20 protein-coding genes, 2 pseudogenes and 1 other annotated feature are annotated in these 22,922 nt (G+C 48.1%); of the genes and pseudogenes, 14 read left to right on the forward strand and 8 right to left on the reverse strand.

What is annotated here, in order from left to right; translation table 11 throughout:
• The first annotated feature begins 7 nt into the window (after positions 1-7).
• On the forward strand, positions 8-1,075 hold the full coding sequence (locus AXI59_RS08460; protein WP_061527931.1) for a branched-chain amino acid aminotransferase: 1,068 nt from the start codon (positions 8-10) through the stop codon (positions 1,073-1,075).
• 40 nt (positions 1,076-1,115) lie between these two features.
• Here AXI59_RS08460 and AXI59_RS08465 read toward each other — a convergent pair whose 3' ends face one another.
• The 4 genes and pseudogenes from AXI59_RS08465 to AXI59_RS08480 all read right to left on the reverse strand — a co-directional run bounded on the left by AXI59_RS08465 (position 1,116) and on the right by AXI59_RS08480 (position 6,126).
• A complete protein-coding gene (locus tag AXI59_RS08465; RefSeq protein ID WP_082791748.1) occupies positions 1,116-2,531 on the reverse strand; it encodes an amino acid permease in 1,416 nt (471 codons plus the stop codon).
• A 112-nt stretch (positions 2,532-2,643) separates the two neighbouring features.
• Positions 2,644-3,565, reverse strand: a pseudogene (gene mmuM, locus AXI59_RS08470) (homocysteine S-methyltransferase).
• A gap of 116 nt (positions 3,566-3,681) precedes the next feature.
• The gene (locus AXI59_RS08475) at positions 3,682-5,118 is read right to left on the reverse strand and encodes an alanine/glycine:cation symporter family protein (protein WP_061527933.1); all 1,437 of its coding nucleotides are present in this window, start codon (positions 5,116-5,118) and stop codon (positions 3,682-3,684) included.
• Between the two features lie 24 nt (positions 5,119-5,142).
• Positions 5,143-6,126 carry a glutaminase gene (locus AXI59_RS08480; RefSeq protein WP_061527934.1) on the reverse strand — a complete coding sequence of 328 codons (984 nt, stop codon included), beginning with the start codon at positions 6,124-6,126 and terminating at the stop codon, positions 5,143-5,145.
• 245 nt (positions 6,127-6,371) lie between these two features.
• On the opposite strand from AXI59_RS08480, the gene glnK reads away from it, so the two are divergent.
• From glnK to AXI59_RS20850, 4 genes are all read left to right on the forward strand, one after another.
• A complete protein-coding gene (glnK, locus tag AXI59_RS08485; RefSeq protein WP_061520018.1) occupies positions 6,372-7,664 on the forward strand; it encodes a two-component system sensor histidine kinase GlnK in 1,293 nt (430 codons plus the stop codon).
• 1 nt (position 7,665) lies between these two features.
• Entirely contained in the window at positions 7,666-8,613 is a 948-nt protein-coding gene (glnL, locus tag AXI59_RS08490; RefSeq protein WP_061520017.1) for a glutamine utilization two-component system response regulator GlnL, read from the forward strand.
• 298 nt (positions 8,614-8,911) lie between these two features.
• Positions 8,912-9,856 (forward strand): macrolide 2'-phosphotransferase, encoded by a 945-nt coding sequence (locus AXI59_RS08495; RefSeq protein ID WP_061527935.1) that lies wholly within the window; start codon positions 8,912-8,914, stop codon positions 9,854-9,856.
• A 24-nt stretch (positions 9,857-9,880) separates the two neighbouring features.
• Positions 9,881-10,129 (forward strand) — a binding site (T-box leader).
• A gap of 90 nt (positions 10,130-10,219) precedes the next feature.
• Entirely contained in the window at positions 10,220-10,375 is a 156-nt protein-coding gene (locus tag AXI59_RS20850; protein WP_420806841.1) for a tryptophan RNA-binding attenuation protein, read from the forward strand.
• 175 nt (positions 10,376-10,550) lie between these two features.
• On the opposite strand, the gene AXI59_RS08505 is transcribed toward AXI59_RS20850, so the two are convergent.
• The gene (locus AXI59_RS08505) at positions 10,551-10,934 is read right to left on the reverse strand and encodes a DUF2512 family protein (protein ID WP_061520015.1); all 384 of its coding nucleotides are present in this window, start codon (positions 10,932-10,934) and stop codon (positions 10,551-10,553) included.
• 163 nt (positions 10,935-11,097) lie between these two features.
• On the opposite strand from AXI59_RS08505, the gene AXI59_RS08510 reads away from it, so the two are divergent.
• The 4 genes from AXI59_RS08510 to tatC all read left to right on the forward strand — a co-directional run bounded on the left by AXI59_RS08510 (position 11,098) and on the right by tatC (position 14,541).
• The gene (locus tag AXI59_RS08510; protein ID WP_061520014.1) at positions 11,098-11,526 is read left to right on the forward strand and encodes a cell wall hydrolase; all 429 of its coding nucleotides are present in this window, start codon (positions 11,098-11,100) and stop codon (positions 11,524-11,526) included.
• A 264-nt stretch (positions 11,527-11,790) separates the two neighbouring features.
• Entirely contained in the window at positions 11,791-13,542 is a 1,752-nt protein-coding gene (locus AXI59_RS08515) for an alkaline phosphatase D family protein (protein WP_061527936.1), read from the forward strand.
• A 12-nt stretch (positions 13,543-13,554) separates the two neighbouring features.
• Entirely contained in the window at positions 13,555-13,752 is a 198-nt protein-coding gene (locus AXI59_RS08520; RefSeq protein ID WP_061520012.1) for a twin-arginine translocase TatA/TatE family subunit, read from the forward strand.
• Positions 13,753-13,815: 63 nt separating this feature from the next.
• Positions 13,816-14,541 (forward strand): twin-arginine translocase subunit TatC, encoded by a 726-nt coding sequence (gene tatC / locus AXI59_RS08525; RefSeq protein ID WP_061527937.1) that lies wholly within the window; start codon positions 13,816-13,818, stop codon positions 14,539-14,541.
• Here the strand turns inward: tatC and pcp are convergent.
• Complete coding sequence (gene pcp / locus AXI59_RS08530) at positions 14,538-15,185, reverse strand: pyroglutamyl-peptidase I (protein WP_061520010.1); 648 nt, start codon at positions 15,183-15,185, stop codon at positions 14,538-14,540. The two genes, tatC and pcp, sit on opposite strands and share 4 nt — an antisense overlap.
• 71 nt (positions 15,186-15,256) lie before the next feature.
• Here pcp and AXI59_RS08535 point away from each other — a divergent pair, with 71 nt between their 5' ends.
• Positions 15,257-16,387, forward strand: coding sequence for an aminotransferase class V-fold PLP-dependent enzyme (locus AXI59_RS08535; RefSeq protein WP_061527938.1), 1,131 nt, complete (start codon positions 15,257-15,259; stop codon positions 16,385-16,387).
• A 34-nt stretch (positions 16,388-16,421) separates the two neighbouring features.
• Here AXI59_RS08535 and lmr(B) read toward each other — a convergent pair.
• Positions 16,422-17,860 (reverse strand): annotated as a pseudogene (lmr(B), locus tag AXI59_RS08540) (lincomycin efflux MFS transporter Lmr(B)).
• Positions 17,861-17,897: 37 nt separating this feature from the next.
• On the reverse strand, positions 17,898-18,464 hold the full coding sequence (gene lmrA, locus AXI59_RS08545) for a transcriptional regulator LmrA (RefSeq protein WP_061520007.1): 567 nt from the start codon (positions 18,462-18,464) through the stop codon (positions 17,898-17,900).
• 182 nt (positions 18,465-18,646) lie between these two features.
• Here lmrA and AXI59_RS08550 point away from each other — a divergent pair, with 182 nt between their 5' ends.
• The 4 genes from AXI59_RS08550 (at position 18,647) to AXI59_RS08565 (ending at position 22,822) form a co-directional block, all read left to right on the forward strand.
• Positions 18,647-19,762: a type II asparaginase gene (locus tag AXI59_RS08550; protein WP_061520006.1), complete on the forward strand. Its 1,116-nt coding sequence runs from the start codon at positions 18,647-18,649 to the stop codon at positions 19,760-19,762.
• Positions 19,763-19,958: 196 nt separating this feature from the next.
• Complete coding sequence (locus AXI59_RS08555) at positions 19,959-20,606, forward strand: lipase EstA (protein WP_061520005.1); 648 nt, start codon at positions 19,959-19,961, stop codon at positions 20,604-20,606.
• Between the two features lie 352 nt (positions 20,607-20,958).
• Complete coding sequence (locus tag AXI59_RS08560) at positions 20,959-21,603, forward strand: esterase/lipase family protein (RefSeq protein WP_061520004.1); 645 nt, start codon at positions 20,959-20,961, stop codon at positions 21,601-21,603.
• Positions 21,604-21,763: 160 nt separating this feature from the next.
• Complete coding sequence (locus tag AXI59_RS08565; protein ID WP_061527939.1) at positions 21,764-22,822, forward strand: helix-turn-helix domain-containing protein; 1,059 nt, start codon at positions 21,764-21,766, stop codon at positions 22,820-22,822.
• Positions 22,823-22,922: the final 100 nt, after the last annotated feature.

The following is a 22,922-nucleotide window of genomic DNA, read 5'->3' on the forward strand; positions in this document are numbered from 1 at the left end:
GCTTTTGTTGAACAAACTGATCGAAAGAATCAAGGTCTCAGCAAGAAAAGAAAAACCGGATTCCGCTTCACTGGGGTTCGGCCAATACTTCACAGACTATATGTTTGTGATGGATTATGAAGAGGGCAGAGGCTGGCATGATCCGAGAATTACGCCGTACGAACCGTTTACGATCGACCCGTCCGCGTCCGTTTTTCATTACGGGCAGGCGGTGTTTGAAGGATTAAAGGCATACAGGGCGGAAGACGGACGGGTATTAATGTTCAGGCCGGACCAAAATATAAAAAGGCTTAATAAATCATGCCGCCGGATGAGCATGCCGCCGCTTGACGAAGAGCTGGCGCTCGAAGCTTTGATACAATTGGTTGAATTAGAGAAGAACTGGATTCCGAGAGAAGAAGGAACATCTTTATATATCCGTCCGTTTGTAATTGCGACTGAGCCGTCATTAGGCGTCAGGCCTTCAAAGAAATACAAATTTATGGTCGTGCTGACACCGGTCGGTTCCTATTATGGCGATCAGCTGAAGCCGATTCGTATTTATGTAGAAGATGAGTACGTGCGGGCCGTCAGCGGGGGAGTGGGCGATGTCAAAACCTCCGGGAATTATGCGGCCAGCTTACAGGCGCAGCAGAAAGCGGAGGAACTGGGGTATGACCAGGTGCTGTGGCTTGACGGGGTGGAAAAGAAATATGCTGAAGAAGTAGGCAGTATGAATATCTTTTTTATCATAAACGGGGAGGCCGTTACGCCGGCGTTAAATGGAAGCATTCTCGGAGGCATTACCCGCGCATCGGTGATTGAACTGTTAAAAAGCTGGGGCATGCGCGTCAGGGAGGAACGGATTTCAATTGATGACATTTATCAGGCCGCAAAGAGAGGCGAAGTGTCAGAAGTGTTCGGGACGGGGACGGCGGCTGTCATCTCGCCGGTCGGTGCACTTCATATTCACGGAGAAACGATTGAGTTTCATAACGGCTTGATCGGTGAAGTGTCCGAAAGGCTGTACGAAACAATTACCAACATTCAGCGCGGGAAGGAGCAGGATTCCTTCAGATGGGTGACTGAAATTTAAATAAAAAAGAACCCTTGCGTGAGGCAGGGTTCTTTTTCGATTAATGGGATTTTGCCGTTTGGCCGGACGCGCGGCTTTTCCGGTTTTTCAGGTGAAAAGCGGCGTAACAGACGGCCATAAATGCAATTCCGCAATAAAGGGCGATGCTCTGATTCGGATCAAACGCAATGCCGATACAAGAGGCGAGACACATAAGGAAGGCGGCAACCGGCACAGCCGGGTACCCCGGGGTCCGGTATTTCAAATCCGAAAGCTGACGCCCTTCTGCAAGAAACCGTCTTCTGAACATGAACTGTGCCGCGGCAATACTCATCCAAACCGCTACTACCGCAAAACCGGAGATGGAGACGAGAACGAGATAAACGGTATCAGGCGCGAAAACGCTCGACAACAAGGACAATATGCCCCCGATCATACTGAAAATCAAGGCATTAAAAGGAATGCCTTTAGATGTCAGCTTCGCAAAGGACGGATGAAGCTCCCCCTCCTTTGACAAAGACCAGAGCATACGGGACGACGCATACAGCCCGGAATTGGCCGCTGAGAGAAGCGCCGTCAAAATGACAAAGTTCATCAGATCGGCTGCATACGGAACACCGACTCTGTCAAACACCGCAACGAAAGGGCTTTCAATGACACCTGCTTCTTTTATAGGGATCATGCCAGACAGCAAAAAAATCGTTCCGATAAAGAAAAGCGCCAGCCGCCATACCGTGGTTTTAATGGCGCGCGGGACGGTTTTTTCCGGGTTCACGCTTTCTCCGGCGACAATGCCGATCAATTCCGTGCCTGAAAAAGCGAAGTTCACCGACAGCATCGTCATTACTATAGGAAAAAAGCCATTCGGGAAAATGCCGCCTTTTTCATCCGTGAAGTTCGACAGCATGGGCGCAGCCTCACCGCTTTCGATCGGGATGATGCCGAAAATCGCAGCTCCTCCCAATATGATAAACAGTACAATGGCCAATACTTTAATGCTGGAGAACCAAAACTCCGATTCAGCGAAAAATTTGACGGAGAAGGCGTTTAATAAAAAGATGAGCAGGGCGAATACAGCGCTCCACATCCATACCGAGGTTGAGGGAAACCAGCGCTGCATTAAGAGCCCAGACGCCGTAAACTCAGAGCCCAGCGCCACGGTCCATGTCAGCCAGTACAGCCATGCCACCGTAAAGCCAGTCGCAGGCCCAATATATTTGGCTGCATAGGTATGGAAAGCGCCCGTCACCGGCATGGCTGCGGACAGCTCGCCGAGGCAAAGCATCACAAGGTACACAATGCCAGCGCCCAATAGGTAAGCGAGGATGGTTCCCGCAGGTACCGCCTGATGAATGGTGTAGCCTGAGCTTAAGAACAGCCCGGTTCCAATGACGCCTCCTAATGACAGCATAAAGAGGTGCCTGCTTTTCATACTTCTCTGAAAATTCTTCTCATTCTTGTCGTGCGAGGGTTTCATTGTTTTCCAACTTTCTGCAGGGCCGTTCTAATAAAAAATCTCATGCCGGCGGGCGGCACGAGATTCCGGCGAACCGGCTTTTTGAATAGAATATACAAACTATTCTGATAAGTCAAGTGGTTTTTAGGTTTCTGGCCCAATCGGCAATCGCCTGAATGTCCTCGGGCTTCGTTCGGCAGCAGCCGCCGATCAGTCTTGCGCCGTTTTCGTACCAGCTTTGCGCGCTCTTTCCGAAAGACATGGCGCACGCTGAGCCTTTCCAGGTTTTTGTCACAGGATCATATTGCTCGCCGGAATTCGGGTAGACGATAATCTTCTATTAAAGACGGAATATGCTGCGTCGGTGTGCAGTTTATGCCGACAGCCGCGATTTGGCTGTGCTGATCAAGCCAGGCCGCACACTCGGAAACAGGCGTTCCTTCGCTGATATGCCGTCCGTCTTTGGCGCTGAAACTGATCCACGCATATATGCCGGGGAATTCCTCCAACAGCCTTGTGATCGCTTTTGCCTCTGACAGGCAGGGAATGGTTTCACACGCCAATATGTCTGCGCCTGCTTCAATGAGGGCTTTCATCCGCGGCCGATGAAAGTCGATCAGCTCATCCTCCGTCAGCCCGTAATGTCCGCGATATTCGGAACCGTCGGCAAGGCTTGCGCCGTATGGCCCGATTGAAGCCGCGATAATCGGTTTTGGCCGGTATGAACGGTTCTCTTCGTGCGTCCAAAATTCGTCACGGGCTTGGACGGCAAGCTTTACAGATTCCTGAATAAGCCGTATCGCTTCTGCTTCTGTCACACCGCGTGCCGCAAATCCTTCAATGGTCGATTGATAGCTGGCGGTGATCGCGCAATCAGCGCCGGCGGTAAAATAGTCGCTGTGCACCTGTTTGATCAGATCCGGCTGTTCCATCAGGATTTTGGCCGACCAGAGGCTGTCATTCAAATCACAGCCCATGCGTTCAAGCTCAGTGGCCATCGCGCCATCAGTGATTATTACGGGAAATTCATCTAATATTCGTGTAATGGGATTCATAGGCATTCCTTTCTGACTTTTTGAAAATATATGAAAAGGGTAATGGACGGCTTTCTCTTTGTCAATGAACGCCAACAGAAAAAGGTATTCAGGACGGCTGCCTGAACACCTTTTTCTTAGGAAATATGTTTGCTTTTCGCATTTTTTGCGATGTCTGAGTACTCCCAGCATTCTATCTGGTCGTCATCGGGCAGCACATCTCTATAAAAGACGGGGTCCTTTCCTGCCTTTTTCTGCCGCACATAGTCATTGAGCGCGGCAAACGCCTTTTTAGACAGCAGGAAGATCGCTATTAAGTTTACGACAACCATTAATCCCATAAATAAATCGGCCATATCCCAGACAAGCTGAACCTTTGAAATGCAGCCGAAAATGACCATCGCCAGCACGCAAATCCGGTAGATGAAAAGCCATTTCTTATTTTGGCTCAAAAAGCCGATATTGGTTTCTCCGTAATAATAGTTTCCGATTAATGCGCTGAAGCCGAACAAAAGCATCAAGACGGCAAGAAAACCTGACGCCCACGCGCCGAGATGCGCGCTCAGTGCGGCTTGAGAAAGCGCGATGCCACTGAGGCCCGGCTGTTGATAAGCGTCTGAAAACAAAATGATAAGCGCGGTGCTTGTACAAATGACCAGGGTATCCGTCAGCACACCGAATGCCTGAATCAGGCCCTGTTTCACGGGGTGGCTTGTTGTTGCGGTCGCGGCTGCATTTGGCGCGCTCCCCATCCCTGCTTCATTTGAGAAAATTCCGCGTCTGACACCCTGCATTAATGCGGCACCTAAAGCGCCGCCCGCCGCCTGATCGATTCCGAATGCATTTTTGACGATAAGCGCGAAAACGCCCGGCAGCTGGGTAATGTTTGTGAGGATGACAAAGAATGCAATACCGATATATAAAACAGCCAAGACGACCACGATGTATTCCGCCAGTTTCGCAATTCGTTTAACGCCGCCGAAAATAACAGCGCCAAACACAGTAATTAAAATGATGCCTAATGTAAGCCGATTGGTTCCGAACGCGTTTTCAAATGCGAGGCTGATCGTATTTGATTGAACGGAATTAAATACGATTCCGAATGACAGCGTGATTAAAACGGCAAACAGCGCGCCCATCCAGCGTTTCTTCAGGCCTTTTTCCATGTAGTAGGCCGGGCCGCCGCGGAAGCCGTTTTGATCTTTTACTTTATAAATTTGGGCGAGTGTGCTTTCAACAAAGCTTGAGGCAGATCCGATAATCGCGATGATCCACATCCAGAAAATCGCGCCGGGTCCGCCGAGAGCGATCGCAATGGCAATACCGGTAATATTTCCGGTTCCGACACGGGCGGCCATGCTGATGCAAAACGCCTGGAAGGGGGAAATATTGTTTTTTGACCGGGTGGCGGCGCCTTCCTTTAATACCCGAACCATTTCTTTCAGCATGCGGACTTGCAGACCTCTTGACCGGAACGTGAAATACAGTCCCAAAGAAAGAAGCAGTACAATTAAAAGCTTTGACCATAAAAAATCATTTGCTGAGCCGATTATATGTTGAAGGAATTCCTGCATCCTATCACCTCTTGGTTCGTTTGATTAAAAAATACTGAGCTCCCACTCCTGTGCGATATGTTTCAGCAGCATGCCGCCGGTCAGGCTGTTGCCGTATTCATCAATGGCCGGACCGTAAATGCCGATGCCGCAGCCATTATGAAAGGGCTGTTCTCTTCTGGCGCTCGGAGGAACCAATGCCATAATGCCGCCGGATACGCCGCTTTTGGCCGGTACACCGACGAATGCCGCATATTTGCCTGACGCATTGTACATGCCGCACGTCAGCATCAGAGCCTTGGCCAGTTTTGCGACATCTTTAGGAATGACTTGTTCCTGGCGGATCGGGTGATAGCCGTCATGCGCCAAAATCATTCCGATTAAAGCGATGTCCTCGGTTGTGCCTTCCATGGCGCAATGTTTTAAGTAAACCTCTAATGTTTCTTCCACATCTGCTTCAAGGAAATTTGTTTCTTTTAAATAGTAGGCAAGCGCTCTGTTCCGGTGGGCGGTTTGCCATTCGGAGCGGAATACTTCCTCATGGATATGAGGCCGTTTTCCTATCAATTTTTCAAAAACGGAATAAAGGTATTCTAATTTATCGTGCGCTGTTTCACCCGGAAGAAGGGAAGCGACGGTGATGGCTCCGGCATTAATCATAGGGTTGAAAGGTTTTCCGGGTTTATGGATTTCAAGCCGGATGATGGAGTTAAACGCATCTCCGGTCGGTTCCACATCGACACGCTCCAGCACGTAAGAAATGCCCCTGCTCATACAGGCTCCAATAAAGCTGATGACTTTTGAAATGCTCTGCAATGTGAACGGAACATTCCATTCGCCGGCATGAATCATTGCGCCGTCCGGCTCTAATATGCAAATGCCCAGCTGGGAGTCATTGATTTCTCCGAGGGCGGGTATATAATTCGCGCTTTTTCCATTTGCGGAAAATGGGCGGTAATGATTTACCCATTTTTGTAATAGCGAAGCCAGTTCCTCTTTTTCAAGGCGCTCCCTGATCATATCTTTCATAACATTCCTCCTCTGTTTCATGCCTGTCCATAAGCGGAATCGGGGGCTGGAAAACGTTTTCGTGCATAGTGTGCGTAGATTTAATGTATAATGACATCTACAGAATCATACAAAATACGACAAAATCAATCTTAAAATAAGCCGATAGATTTATAAAAATGGCAGAGCGGATAGCCATACCGGGTCTAAAGAAATTTGCGGGCTGCCCCGGTCTTATTCAAAATAGATAAGAGAAGGAAGTGATTGTGATCAGGTTCGAATATTTATTAAAAAAAGACGGCTATCTTTTCGCCCTTATGCTGATCACCGTGCCGCTGGCGGGAGAACTGAAATTTTATCCTTTAAATGAGGTGTACAGAATCAGCTTCGGCGCCCCCGCTTTTTTCTTTTTCCTGCTGCTGTTAAGACATGTGCCGGCAGTTTTGTCAGGGCTTTTGACAGGCGCGGCCGTTGTGTTATTTCGTATCGGCTTGGAATGCTTGGGCGGAGGGCATGCCGGATTTATGGATGCTTTTCACAGCCAATATTCAAGCTTCTTTTTTTACTTTACATATGCTTGTTTGTTTCATGTGCTGAAGGTCAGGAATTTCCGCGATCGGCCGTTTATGATCGGTTTCCTCGGCTTTCTCATTGAAGTTGCCTCGGACGCCATTGAACTGGCCGTTCAGTTTTCTGATGACAAAACGATGATTACGCCTGAAAAGCTGACGGACATCGCGGTCATCGCCGTGTCTCACACATTTATCGTGCTGAGCTTTTTCAATGTGATGAAGCTGTACGAGGCGCAAGTCAGAGAAAAACAAACGAGGAAACAGCATGAGCATATGCTGATGATCGTGTCTAATTTATATGAAGAAACGATTCATTTGAAAAAGACGCTGAAAACGACGGAGCATGTGACTAACGAATCCTATCAGCTTTACCGGGAAATAAGCGGGGACAATCAGGAGATCGGAAAGAGATTGCTGCGTCTGGCCGGGGAGATTCACGAGGTGAAAAAAGACAATCAACGCATTTTTGCCGGGCTGTCCAAGCTGATCTCAAATGAAAGATTTCGAGATTACATGGATGCCGCAGCTTTAATCGGCCTTGTGATCCGAATCAATGAAAAATATGCTGAATCATTAGGAAAGGACATCGCCTTTCGATGCACGATCGAGGGAGATCATCCTGATTACCATGTGTTTACCGTACTGTCGATCATGAATAATGTCGCGGCAAATGCCGTTGAAGCCATGGGCGATAAGGGAGAGATCCGTCTCGGGCTGCGAAAGGCAGAAGGAGATATGGCGGAATTCCAAGCGGAAGACAACGGTCCGGGCATCCCGGAAAAAATCGGAGAGATCGTTTATGATCCGGGATTTACGTCGAAGTATGATGAATTCGGCACCCCCTCCACGGGAATCGGGCTTTCTTATGTGAAGGAAATCGTGACAGAGCTTGACGGAGACATCTCCTTTCACAATAAACCAAAAGGCGTGATATTTACGATCAAGCTGCCGGTAAGGCATTTGATTGCAGAAAGGATGAGCTCATAATATGCGTTTTTTTATAGCTGATGATGACCGGGCAATCCGTTCCATTTTAAGACAGATCATAGAAGATGAAGACTTGGGCGAAGTGGTCGGCGAGGCAGAGGACGGAAGCCAGATCGAAGGGCATCACTTGCATTTTAAACAAGTGGATATTTTATTAATTGACCTATTGATGCCGGGCCGGGACGGGATTGAGACGATTCGCCGTCTTCAGGATTCGTACTTTGGAAAAGCGGTGATGATTTCGCAAGTGGAGGCGAAGGAAATGGTGGGAGAAGCGTATTCTCTCGGCATCGAATACTTTATCCACAAACCTATCAACAAGATCGAGATCGTCACCGTTTTGCGAAAAGTAAAAGAGCGGATCGAACTGGAAACTTCGATCGGCGACATTCAAAACTCTTTAAGCCGGCTAGTTCAGCGGAATGAACCGAAACAAAACCGGCCGAGGGATGTGCACGAGAAATCAATCAAAGAAACCGGAAAATTTCTTTTATCGGAATTGGGCATCGTGGGAGAAAGCGGCGCGCATGACCTCATGGCCGTCCTTCACTATTTATTTGAGGATGAACAGGCGGAAAAAAACATTCCGTCTTTAAAGCAGATGTTCACAAACGTCGCGATACGGAAGCTGGGGCCTGCGGCGTCACAAGCCGAGATCAACAGAGAAATCAAAGCCTCGGAACAGCGGATCAGAAGAGCCATCATTCATTCGTTAAACCATTTCGCTTCATTAGGCACAACTGATTTTTCAAATCCTAAATTTGAACATTATGCCTCAAAATTCTTTGATTTCCCGGCCGTCAGCAAGAGAATGAAGGAAATGCAGTCCAAGGAAACCGTGCCGCTTTCACCGGTTAAGGTCAATATGAAAAAGTTTATTCATGTCTTCTTTTTAGAAGCAAAGGATTTACATGAGGGGACGAAATATGTAAACAGCGGCAGCCGGTAAGCAGATAAAAACCGTTTACTTATATAAAGTTTTTGTGTAAAATAATGTTAATTCGAAAAGAACGGAGGGGTCCTGATGGCAAATCAAATTCCGGTTTTCGCACTAATCAAATAGTGTCAATGTCTCTGCCTTGTGTGCGGAGGAAACCGGGATTGATCTGCCTGAATAAAGAACCCTGACAGTTATTGATAAGGGGGCGGCGATTATGCCGCCCTTTTTTTGGTGTCTTGACATATCTCTTTTTCCTCCGCCTCATGCGAAGCTCTGCTTCAGTAAATAAGGGAAATGGGGAAACAAAATGACAAAACAAAAGGATATAGAATCCGTTCTGAACATCGCAAAGGAAAATGGCTTACATTTAAAACATGAAGGGGCGGACATCAATGAAACGGGGATGGACTTCCAAGTCGTATTTGCTGAAGATGACAGCGGCGTGACATGGGTGCTCCGAAAGCCGCGCCGTCCCGATGTTATTGAAAGAGCGGCTGCTGAAAGTGACGTCCTCACGTTTCTCCGCAGCTATGTCACGGTATCTGTGCCCGATTGGCGGATTCATACACCGGAACTGATCGCTTATCCGAAACTGGACGGAATACCCGCAGCCGTTATTGACCTGGAGAAGAAACAGTATGTCTGGAATATGGAACACGAGCCGCCTTCAGACGATTTTGTCCGCTCCCTTGCCGCCGCATTAGCCGGGCTGCACGGGGCAGATCCGGCTACTGCCTCTAAGTCCGGTATCGAAATCATAAAGCCGGATGACGTCAGGCAAAGGGCAGCGGAATCAATGGATCGGGTAAAAAAAGAAATCGGGGTCTCAGAGCCGCTTTGGCAAAGATGGCAAACTTGGATAAATGACAGCTCGTATTGGCCTGATTTTTCCGCGCTGATCCATGGCGACTTGCATCCCCCGCATATATTAATCGGCCCGAATCAGTGTGTGACGGGGCTTCTTGATTGGACGGAGGCAAAGGTTGCCGATCCGGCCAAGGATTTTGTCCTTTATCAAGCCATATTCGGAGAAAAAGAAACGAAACGCCTGCTTCAGAGCTACCAAGCTGAAGGCGGAAGGATCTGGCCGAAAATGCAGGAGCATGTGACAGAATGGCAGGCGGCTTATCCTGTGGAAACAGCGAAGTTCGCGCTTCAGACGGGGCAAGAGGAGCATATGCAAATGGCGCGGGACATGCTCGGCCTGGCCGATACGAAAGGTTATCGACTTCCGCCGGATGACAGCGTATGATACATTTTAAAATAAAAGAACGGCTCAACAATGCTGAGGAAGAATAAGTACGTATCAGCGTGCGGTGTTCAGAGAGTCGGTGGCTGCTGTGAACCGATCCCCGCCCGGTGCGGAATGGGCTTCTGAATTGCTATGCTGAAAAACAGTAGGCGGTGCCGGGATTCTTTCCCCGTTATCAAGAAAGGAATATCGAGACGGATGTTTCTATACTTGTTGAGAGAATGGCTTTTCAGCCGTTAATAAAGGTGGCGCCGCGACAGCCTCGTCCTTTGATGGACGGGGTTTTTTTGTATGGTGTAAAGGAGGTGATGGCCGTGGAATCTGATTGGAGCAGGACAAATAAACAAAAAAGGAGGGATTCACATGGTGATCGCAGCAGACGACCTCGAAGTTACATGTCCGCATTCTGAAGGGACGGGTGCAGGAGGAAGGGACACCCTGCCCGAAATGCGGCGTAAAGGCGTCATCTGGACGGCGCAAGAATTTTATCAGAAAGCATTTGAACTGAAAAATATATGATATAAAAAACACATGTTTTTGATTACATGAATGTAACTGAAACATGTGTTTTTCAGGCTGGTATATGATGCTGAAACTAACTTCGATGATCGGCATTGCCTCCGCTTATTGGACGGTTCATAAAGCCCGCCGGCAGGATGCCATATAAAAAAGGCCGCCATCCGGCCTTTTTGCGTTATTCAGATCGGGGCTCTAAAAAACGGGAGTTGCCCAAGTCTTTTCTCATGATATAGAAATGGAAAAAATATTCTGCGACAGCGATAATAATGGCAGAAATAAGAGCTGCAAATGCAAGCTTTCCTCCGGAGATGCCCATTGACAGAGGCATTCCCACCAGCCACACGACGAGAAACGCGAGTCCGAAATCAGCTAACGCCGCCGTAATGTTGTTCCATTTCGGCAATACGTAAAGATCACCCGTAAAGTAAGAAACAGCCCCTAACACAATGGTCATCAGCAGCGCGTCACCGAATGTAAAGTTAAAGCCTAAGCCGAGTACCAGATACAGAATAATGAGAGTCATAATGCCTTTAATGGCAAGTGCTTTAATATGCGCCATACGTATTCCTCCTTTTGGAAATCATGTTAGTATGTTTCCTCATATTGAGAAATATAAACCCTTTTTCATGAAACAAACGTTTAAATAAGTTTTCTGCCTGCCGGCTGTCATCACTGGGCCGCCGCTGAATATGATGAAGGGAGAAAAGACGGGAGGTGTCATGATGGCAGTTGTAAAAGCGTCGAGCGCCGATGTGGATTTAATGGCAAGGCTGCTCAGGGCGGAGGCAGAAGGCGAAGGACAGCAGGGAATGCTTCTGGTCGGCAATGTGGGAATCAATCGGGTGAGGGCGAATTGCTCTGATTTTAAAGGCCTCCGCACCATCAGACAGATGGTGTTTCAGCCGCACGCGTTTGAGGCGGTGACTCACGGATATTTTTATCAAAGGCCGCGCGAAACCGAACGGAGGCTCGCACGGCGGAACATTAATGGAGAACGATTTTGGCCGGCAAAATTCAGCCTGTGGTATTTTAAACCGCCGGGAAACTGCCCGCCGACTTGGTATAATCAGCCGTTTGTGGCCAGATACAAGTCCCATTGTTTCTATCAGCCGACAGGCGAAACGTGCGAAAACGTGTACAACACATTTTAAGGCCGGACACACCGTTCATCTATTTGAACGGTGTTTTTTTAAAATCATGTGAAGAAAAATAGGAACAAAGTGCGCTTGACGGATGAAGCGCCGTAAAGAAACAGAAGGGTTTTTTTACGCTGCCGCTATCGTTTGTCGAAACAATGTGAAAAATGTCTCCTTTCGTTCCATTGTCATGCTTACAAATCCTTTACAGTTCTTCATAGCGGTTTAACATTTCTTTTCTATAATGAGGGCGATCAATAAGAAGAAAGGGGAACTGACATGACACATGACGGCCGTATAGATGAATGGATCAAGGAGCTAGAGGAGAAAAGCTTTCAGAACAATACGTTTGACCGCCGTAAATTTATTCAAGGAGCCGGGAAAATCGCCGGCCTCTCCCTCGGATTAGCGATCGCGCAATCATTCGGCGCTTTTGAAGTAAATGCCGCTCCTAAGTTTTCAAGTTACCCGTTTACACTCGGCGTGGCATCAGGCGATCCGCTGTCTGACAGCGTCGTGCTCTGGACGCGGCTCGCTCCTGACCCGCTAAACGGAGGCGGCATGCCGAATCAGGCTATGCCTGTAAAGTGGGAGATTGCAAGCGATGAACACTTCCGGCACATCGTTAAACGCGGGACAGAAATGGCCAAGCCGAACCTCGGACATTCCGTTCATGTCGAGGCGGATGGGCTGAAGCCTAATAAAGTGTACTATTACCGCTTCAAAAGCGGGCACGAGCTCAGCCCTGTCGGCCGGACAAAAACATTGCCCGCACCAAACGATAAAGTATCGAGCATGACGTTTGCGTTTGCCTCATGCCAGCAGTATGAACACGGCTATTACACGGCGTATAAGCACATGGCGAAGGAAAAGCTTGATCTCGTATTCCATCTCGGCGATTACATTTATGAATACGGCCCTAATGAATATGTGTCAAAAACGGGGAATGTCAGGACACACAGCAGCGCTGAGGTGTATACGCTTGAAGATTATCGCAACCGGCACGCCCAATACCGTTCAGACGCCAATTTAAAATCGGCACACGCCGCGTTTCCGTGGGTCGTCACGTGGGACGACCACGAGGTGGAGAACAATTACGCCAATGTCATCCCTGAAAAAGGCCAATCGGTTGAAGCGTTTGTACTCAGGCGCGCGGCTGCCTATCAGGCTTATTATGAGCATATGCCGCTCAGGCGCATGTCACTGCCGAATGGCCCTGATATGAGGCTGTACCGCCAATTTTCATATGGCGATTTAGCTTCGTTCAATGTGCTTGATACAAGGCAGTACAGAGATGATCAGGCGAACGGCGACGGGAATAAGCCGCCTTCTGATGAATGGAGAGATCCGAAACGCACATTGATGGGGACAGAGCAAGAGCAATGGCTGTTCGAAAATTTGGCCGCCTCCAAAGCGAAGTGGAATGTGCTTGCGCAGCAAATCTTTTTCGCGCAATGGAATTTCGGCACGACCGCAAATCCGATTTTTAGCATGGATTCTTGGGACGGCTATCCTGCCCAGCGGGAGCGTGTCATCAATTTCATCAAAAGCAAAAATCTTAACAATGTCATCGTGCTGACGGGAGATGTCCATGCGAGCTGGGCGTCGAATCTGCACACGGATTTTAATAAAACCAACTCGCCTATTTTCGGAGCAGAATTCGTCGGCACCTCTATCACGTCGGGAGGGAACGGCGCGGATAAAAGAGCCGATACGGATCAAATTTTAAAACAAAATCCTCATATTAAGTTTTTCAATGACTACCGCGGTTATGTCCGCTGTACGGTGACCCCGGCGCAATGGAAGGCGGACTACAGAGTCGTGCCGTATGTGACTGAGCCGGGCGCCGAGGCGTCGACGCGGGCATCATTCATTTATCAAAAAGACCAGACAGGGATTCGTAAGGTTTCGGCAGCAGCTGTTGCAGGCGGTTTGAAGCAATCGGACGAGGTAGAGGAGGACCGCTTCTTCGCCCATAACAATGCCCATGAAAAGCAAATGAGGAAGAAACGGGCCAAAATCTCACAATAAGGAGGGAAACTCATGTTTTCAAACATAGGAATTCCCGGGTTACTCTTAATTTTTGTCATCGCCCTGATCATTTTCGGGCCGTCAAAGCTTCCGGAAATCGGCCGTGCTGCAGGCCGCACGCTGCTTGAATTCAAAAGCGCCGCAAAGACACTGGTTTCAAATGAAGAGCCGGACAAGCAGGCGGCTGAAAAAGATAAAACGGCAGGGTGAATCCTGATGAGGCAGAGGGATTCACTTCTGCCTCTTTCTTCATATACAAGGAGGATGTACGGATTGGATAAAAAAGAAACCCATTTAATCGGGCATTTAGAGGAAATCCGGCAGCGCCTCATTAAAACGCTGCTTGCCTTTCTCGTGTTTTTAATCGGCGCGTTTTGGTTTGTGCAGGATATTTATGACTGGCTGATTAAGGATTTGAACGGAAAACTGGCTGTTTTAGGTCCGAGTGAGATCCTATGGGTGTACATGATGATTGCCGGAATATGCGCGATTACGGCAACTATCCCGATTGCAGCCTTTCAGCTTTGGCGGTTTACTGCGCCGGCGCTGACAGCATCTGAACGACGGGCCGCTTTATTGTACATTCCGGGTCTGTCCGTTTTGTTTATCATCGGCATTTCCTTCGGGTATTTTGTGTTATTTCCGATCGTGCTCGGCTTTTTGACACAGTTATCCGCCGGCCATTTTGACATAGTGTTTACGGCGGACAACTATTTCTCATTTATGCTCAACCTTACCCTGCCGTTTGGTTTTTTGTTTGAAATGCCCTTGGCCGTCATGTTTTTGACGCGGCTCGGCATTGTGAATCCCGCCCGGCTGGCAAAAGCGAGAAAGCTATCGTATTTTCTGCTGATTGTCGTATCGGTGCTGATCACGCCGCCTGATTTTATGTCTGACTTTCTCGTCATGATTCCGCTATTGGTGCTGTATGAAATCAGCGTTACGCTTTCACGGATCGTATATAGAAAGAAATGGGCGGAGGCGCCGTCAGCGGTTTAGTGAAGCTCGCCTCCGCCGGTATGAATGTCATCCTCATGCGCTGCGGCCGTCACCGCAGCGATTTTGAGCGCTTTCACCATGAGGTTCAGGCTGAGGCTCGGCGCTGCTTTTTCCAGTGTTTGTTCGGGGATGTACGGGATGTGAATAAACCCGCCCCGAATGTGTAATGGCAGTCGGCTGAGCTCATCCATCAGCCCGTAGAAGAGGTGATTGCATACAAAGGTTCCCGCCGTGTAGGAAACGGCCGCGGGAATGCCTTCTTTCTTTATTTCCTCCACGATCCGCTTAATCGGAAGCCCGGTCCAATAAGCTGCGGGCCCGTCAGGTGAAATCGGCTCATCGATGGGCTGGTTTCCTTCGTTGTCCGGTATGCGCGCCTCATTCAAATTAATAGCTGTCCGTTCCGGCGTGATCTGCATTCTGCCGCCTGCCTGTCCGACACAAATGACGATGTCAGGCTGGTGCTTTTTGATAGCTTGGCGCAGAACGGTGAGTGACTTATCAAAAACTGTCGGCACCTGTTCAGACACCATGATGACGGAGCCTTCAGTGAAGCCGTTAAGCTGTTTGACGGCTTCCCAGGAAGGGTTCACCGATTCTCCGCCAAATGGGTCAAAGCCTGTGAACAATACTTTTTTCTCCATAACAAACCCTCCTTTTCTCTTTCTACATACTCTATAATTGACATATATTCCTGCCGGAGGAGGAACATGCCTTGGACTCTTCACTGACACAATACCGCAATTTATTCCCGTCGCTTCAAACACATACCATGCTCGCGAGCTGTTCTCAAAGCGCTCTGGCTGCACCGGTTTCGAAAGCGATCACCGAATATCAAGAAAGTTTGCTGCAAAAAGGCGGGAACTGGGATGAAGCCATTGAAAGGACGGAGAAAGCAAGAAGCGAGTTTGCAAGGCTGATTGGCGCTGAGCCTGAGGAGATTGCCGTTTTGCCTTCAGTGACGGATGCCGCGGTATCCGTTGCCTCTGCTTTATCCAATTGTAAAAAGAAACAGGCGGTATATACGGATTTGGACTTCCCGGCGATTGCCCACGTCTGGAAGGCGCAAGCTGATGTTACGCTTTCAGTTATCACGTCCGATGAAGGGATGATCCCATTAGAGCGATATGAAACGTTTATCACAGATCAGACGCTGGTAACTTGTGTGCCTCATGTTGCATACACGAACGGTTTTGTACAGAATGTGAAGCAAATTGCCGCGATAGCCGCAAAGAAAGGGTCGCTCCTTTTTGTTGATGCCTATCAATCAGCGGGGCATGTCCCGATTGATGTGAAGGAATGGGGAGTTGATATGTTAGCCGCGGGCGCGAGAAAGTATATGCTCGGTATACCGGGAACGGCATTTCTTTATGTCAGAAAGGAACTGGCAGAGCAGCTGAAGCCGAAAGCATCGGGCTGGTTCGGACAGCAAAAGGACACAGCGTTTGATCTGACCCGTTTTTCTTATGCCGACGGAGCGAAACGCTTTGAGACCGGAACCCCGGCATTTATCAGCGTGTATGCGGCGAATGCGGCTTTATCGCTTCTGAACGGCATAGGCACAGCCCGTATCCATAAAGAAGTGAAAGAACTGAGTGCGTTTGCGTATGGATACGCGTCTGAAAAGGGGCTGAACCTTGCAGGCCCTCCATCATGCGAAGACAGGCCTGGCATGATTTCGATTTATGATGAAAGAGCATCAGAAACAGCGGCGCTCCTGAAACGGCAAAACATCATATGCTCACCCCGGCATCATGTCATTCGTCTTGCGCCTCATTTTTATAATACAAAGGATGAATTGGCATATGCGATTGATCAACTGGCTTTCGCACACCGCCGTATATAAAAAAACAGCAGACTCAAGCGAGCCTGCTGTTTTCTTATGAATGATCAACTTTGACGCGTTTCATAAAGAAGGCGCAGAGCAGACCGATAATGGCCACAATCATTGCGAAGATAAAGGCGTGCTGGACGCCCGCAGTCAGCGCGTGCGGAAAGACGGCGGGGTCAGCGGGATTTTTGACGGTGCTCATATAGTTCTTTTGTCCGGCCGCCATGATGCTTACCGCCACCGCAGTGCCGATCGCTCCGGCCATCTGCTGGAGCGTATTCATAATGGCTGTGCCGTCCGGATAAAATTCCGGCGGAAGCTGGTTTAAGCCATTTGTTTGCGCCGGCATCATAATCATGGAAATCCCGATCATCAGGCACGTATGAAGCACGATTGACCAGAACGGCCGTTGAAGCAACTGAGATGTTTGAGAAAAACCAAAGAACAGCCGCAACAATGACAAATCCCGGAATCACAAGCCATTTCGGACCGTATTTATCAAACAGCCGCCCGGTAACCGGGGACATAAAGCCGTTTAAAATACCGCCCGGCAGAAGAATAAGCCCGGACGTAAAGGCCGTCAGCATCAAGCCGCTTTGTAAATACATAGGCAACAGAAGCATCGTTGATAAGATGACCATCATACAGATAAATACAATTACGACGCCGAGAATAAACATCGGGTAACGGAATGCGCGAAGGTTCATCATCGGCTGCTTCATTGTCAGCTGGCGGATCGAAAACAAGATCAGCGCCACAACACCGACAGTGAGTGATCCGACAACCGTCGGGCTCGACCATCCCCTGATCCTTCTCCCGCATTCTGAATCCGAATACGATGCCGCCGAAGCCGATCGTGGACAGAATAATAGAAAGCACATCGATTTTCGGTTTTGTAATGTCTGACACGTTTTGCATGTAGGCGATGCCGAATAAAAGAGCCAGTACGAGAAACGGCAGAGAAATCCAGAAAATCCAGTGCCAGTTTAAATGCTCTAAAACAAGCCCTGAAAAAGTCGGCCCGATGGCAGGGGCGAACATAATCACAAGCCCGATCGTTCCCATTGCCGCTCCGCGTTTATGAGGCGGAAAGATGACCAGGATGGTATTAAACATAAGCGGCAATAACAGCCCCGTTCCTAAAGCCTGAACGATTCTCGCCGCTAAAAGAAACGGAAAACTCGGCGCGATCGCGGCAATGAAAGTGCCGATAATGGAAAAGGCGAGTGAGACGATGAAAAGCTGTCTCGTCGTAAACCATTGCAGCAGCAGCCCCGAAACCGGAACAAGAATGCCCAGAACGAGCAAATAGCCCGTTGTTAACCACTGCACGGTAGAAGGAGTAATATGTAATTCCTTCATCAGATCAGTTAACGCGATGTTCAGCGCCGTTTCACTGAACATGCCGATAAATCCCGCCGTCAGCAAAGAAATCATGATCGGCATGACTTTATATTGTTTGGAAGTTTGAGCTGTTTCCAATATCATTCTCCTCTCTATTTACGGTAAGATGTCTCTCGTATTTTTATGTCTTCAGCAGTTTAGGGATTTGTTTTGAAATATGGATGATCGGCATGCGGTCTTTTTTAGCCAAAGACAAAATGATTCCGCCTTCGATCATGGCATTAAGGACGGTGCTGATTTCCGCGGCCTTTTCCTCGGAAAAACCGGCTGCTCTTAATTTGCCGGCAAATAAGTTTTCCCATTCCTGATAAGCATTCTGGCAGGCTTTTTGCAGATTTTCGCTTGTTAAAGAAGTCTCAGCGGCGAGTAACCCGACAGGAAATCCTTCAAAGTTTTCCGGACATGTAAATTGGCGAGACAAATCCTTTAAAAATAATTGAATGCTTTCCGCCGGATCAGGATGGGCATCAAGGCTTTCTTTTATTTTCAAGCGGATATAATCACTCATTTCATTTACAGCCTCAATCGCAAGCTGCTCTTTTCCGCCCGGGAAATAATAATAAAGAGAACCTTTCGGCGCGCCGCTTTCTTTAATAATCTGATTCAGTCCCGTCCCGTAATACCCTTGCACCTGAAACAGCCGGGTCGCTGCGGCAAGTATTTTTTCACGAGAATCTCCATAGCTCATAACGTTCCCACCTTACTGATAAATGACAAACTGAAAATATAGTGACTGGTCTATTATCTTGATGCGGTGTCAAGGATTTTATCGGATATTTTGTGCGGAAGATTGCCTGCCGCACCTTTTGACCAAGTATGAAAAATCATTCATTAATAAATACTAACCCCATGACTAAAGGAGAGAGAATAATGAAAAAACGATTAATGCCCATCGTCACATTTATAACAGCCCTGCTGCTGATTGCCGTCGGCTGCTCCCAGTCTCCTCAGGCGAAAGAAGCTCCGCATCAAACGAAAAATGGCTCTTCATCCAAAAAAGGGAATCTCCCGAACATCAAAATTCTCGCCACCGGCGGCACGATCGCAGGCGCAGATAAATCAAAGACTTCCACGACGGAATACAAGGCCGGCGCGGTAGGAGTGGATTCGCTTATTCAAGCCGTTCCAGAAATGGAGGACATTGCTCATGTCAGCGGAGAGCAAATTGTGAATATCGACAGTCAGAATATGGACAACAAAACGTTGCTGAAGCTGGCAAAACGCGTCAACGAGCTGCTCCGGTCTGACGATACGGACGGCATTGTCATCACACATGGGACAGATACACTTGAGGAAACAGCCTATTTTCTCAATCTGACCGTAAAAAGCGAGAAACCGGTTGTAGTGGCCGGATCAATGCGACCGTCAACCGCGATCGGAGCGGATGGCCCGTCGAACTTATACAACGCCGTAAAGGTGGCGGCGGCGCCCGAAGCGAAAGGAAAAGGGGCGCTTGTCGTCTTAAATGACCGAATCGGTTCGGCACGCTATGTGACAAAAACCAACACAACTGCGACAGATACCTTCAAATCAGAGGAAATGGGGTACATCGGAACGATCGCCGATGACGTGTATTTTAACAATATCATCACCCGAAAGCATACGAAGGATACTGATTTTAATATAGCCAAGCTGAAAAAACTGCCTCAGGTTGACATTATTTACGGCTACCAAAACGACGGAGGCTATCTCTTTGATGCCGCCGCAAAAGCCGGAGCAAAGGGCATTGTGTTTGCAGGGGCCGGGAACGGTTCCATGTCTGACACGGCAAAAAAAGGCGCTGTAAAGGCGGTCAAAAACGGCCTGGCGATCGTTCGGTCAACAAGGACGGGGAATGGCGCCGTAACGCCAAATCGTGAGTTTGAAAAAGACCGCCTGCTGGCTTCAAACTCTCTTAACCCTCAAAAAGCGCGTATTTTGCTGATGCTCGCTCTGACAAAAACAGATGACCCCGAACGGCTTCAAACCTATTTTAATGAGTACTAGAAGATGAGGGCCTGATGTCCTCATCTTTTTTTCATTTGCCGTATTAAAGCATTAGTGCATGAAAATGAAAGGTGTATTTTTCTTATTTTACAGTCTTTTTATTCTTGTATAAAACAGTAAAAAGCGCACTATTTTTCCTCTTTTTTCTCAAATAGAATGAATATTGTGAATTTATTGCGAATCAGGAGGGAAAATCATGAAACATGTAAAAAGTAAACTTCTCGCTATCATCACAATTTGTATGCTGTCTGTCGTCTCCGTATTTGCCATGCAGCCAACCGTGTCGAAAGCCTCCTCGGAACACAACCCTGTGGTCATGGTCCATGGGATCGGCGGTGCGTCATTTAACTTCGCAGGAATAAAAGCGTATTTAGTGTCTCAAGGCTGGTCAAGTAAACAGCTGTACGCCATTGATTTCTTGGATAAGACAGGGAACAATAAAAACAATGCGCCAAGACTATCAACTTATGTGAAAAAAGTGCTCAGTGAAACGGGAGCAAGCAAAGTCGATATTGTTGCGCACAGCATGGGCGGCGCAAATACGCTTTACTATATTAAAAACATGGACGGCGGAGACAAAATCGCTAACGTCGTGACGCTTGGCGGAGCCAACGGCCTGGTCACAAACAGAGCGCTGCCGGGCACCGATCCGAACCAAAAGATTTTATACACATCCGTTTACAGCTCAGCTGACTTGATCGTCATGAACCCGCTGTCACGATTAATCGGAGCGAAAAACGTGCAAATTCACGGTGTCGGCCACATCGGCCTTTTGATGAACAGCCGTGTAAACGGCCTGATTAAAGAAGGGCTTAACGGTGGCGGTGAAAATACGAATCAATAGAGTCAGAGAGCCTCGGAGAATCAATTTCTTCAAGGCTCTTTTTTGTTTCCTCCGGCATCCGGCAGATAAACGAAACGCGGACGTGACGAATACACCTTGGGATAGTTCTATAAGTAAGTGCTGGTATCGAATTTCATGAGCATAGAAAGAAAAAAGCACAAGTTTATTTAGTTTCTATTTTTAAGTTGATAGGAATGGGGCTTTAACCCGGAAAGCCTAGGGGGGGAAGGTCTGAATGTCCCTTTTTTACCGACAAACTTTATTGTTGAAAAAAGTAATAAAAACACTGTTTATACATAATTTTCTGACTTATTATAAAGATTGATCATTCATTACAGAATGGAGGAAAATGATGAAAACAGTGAAAAATAAATGTCTGGCGGTATTGATGATCTGCATGCTGAGTATCGTCTCCGTATTTGCGTTGCAGCCATCCGTCACCAAAGCCGCCTCCGGGCACAACCCGGTGATCATGGTGCACGGAATCGGCGGGGCATCTTTTAACTTCGCAGGCATTAAAACCTATCTAATCTCCCAAGGATGGTCCTCCAAAGACCTGTATGCGATTGACTTTTGGGATAAAACAGGGCATAACAAAAGAAATGCGCCGAGACTATCAACGTATGTAAAAAAAGTGCTCAGTGAAACGGGAGCAAGTAAAGTCGATATTGTCGCGCACAGTATGGGCGGCGCAAACACACTTTATTATATTAAAAATTTAGACGGCGGAGACAAGGTTGGAAATGTCGTGACGCTGGGCGGAGCGAACCGCCTGGTCACAAACAAAGCGCTCCCGGGCACAGACCCGAATCAAAAGATTTTGTACACATCCATTTACGGTTCACTTGACTTGATTGTCATCAACGGACTATCCAAATTACACGGCGCGAAAAATGTGAAAGTCCGCGGTGTCGGCCACATCGGCCTTTTGATGAGCAGCAAAGTAAACGGGCTGATTAAAGAAGGTCTCAGCGGCGGCGGAGAAAACTTGAATTAATAGAGTCAGAGCCTGCGGGAATACAAGTCTTCGAGGCTCTTTTTTGTCTTCTCCGGCATCCGGCAGATGGTTTCCATATTCTTTTTTCACCGTAAACCAAGCCCTCAGAAGTTATTTTTGTTAAAATAATATAGTTATATCAGAATTCGGAGGGTTTATTGTGGGAAAAGTGAAAAGAAATGCCCCTTGTCCATGCGGCAGCGGGAAGAAATATAAAAAATGCTGCGGAAGTAAAGCAGCTGATATTCCGGCAGACATCGCTGCAAAAGAAGCGAAGCAGATTCAGGAAAACTTGATGGAGTACGCCTTTACCGTACATAGAGAAAGCATTTCATCGTTTATTAACAAGCATGAATTCATCTCTTCTATGGACAGGCAGACAAAGGACATCAGCGTATTTAATCTCGGCATCTGGGGAATTTTCTTCCGTGAGCTTGCAGACGGCAAGACGATTTTCGAAGATTATCTTCAGAAAAAAGGCGGCAGCATCAACCGCCCGAAAACGCGTGAGATCGTTGAATCATGGAAAAGCATGACCCCGGCGCTCATGCTGCTCGAGGACATCAAAGAAGGTATGATCCACTTTGAAGATGTAATGACGAAAAAACAGTTCAAGGTGGAAATGGATGCAAACCAGCAGGATCTTCCGCCTGTGGGAAGCCTGATTCTGGGCTATCCGATTCACGAAGCGGAAAAAGCGGAATTCTTCATGCAATTCACAATCTTCCCTGTGAAGCGGACGGACGCCCTGATCAGCAAAGTGAAAAAGGCGGCGGTGCAAGGGAAATCGCCTGAGCGCTTTATGGAGGAAGACTTCGATACTGTTCTGGCCGCTCTTTTAGGAAATGCAGAAGAGCCGAAGCCAAGCACTGAAGAAAACCGTACGGAGTGGGCGAATGATATGGAGAAGGAGACAGCGGATGCCATTGAAAAAGGCATGACCGGAGATGAATATCCGGCAGAGCTTCTTCCGGCCGTCATCGACCTGTGGAAATCCTTCTGCGACAAAAAAACGCCGACCATCAGAAAGCCGGAAGCCTTTGCGGCGGCGGTCGAGTATTATGTGAACAGCATTTCTCTAAGCGGCGCTTCCGTTTCACAAGCTAAGCTGGCGAAAAAATACGGCGTAAGCGCCTCAACCATTTCCAGCCGCTATAAAGAAATCGAAAGTGCTTTGCAGGACGAAGCCGATCGCTTCGCGGCAGCGTTGACATCTTAACAGAACATGACAAAAACCTTGAAGGGCAAAAGCTTTTCAAGGTTTTTTCTGTCGGTTTGACATGCTGATTTTCCCCGCAGGCAGGATAATAAATTCCATC

This window comes from Bacillus nakamurai (assembly GCF_001584325.1).
GTDB classification, from domain to species: domain Bacteria; phylum Bacillota; class Bacilli; order Bacillales; family Bacillaceae; genus Bacillus; species Bacillus nakamurai.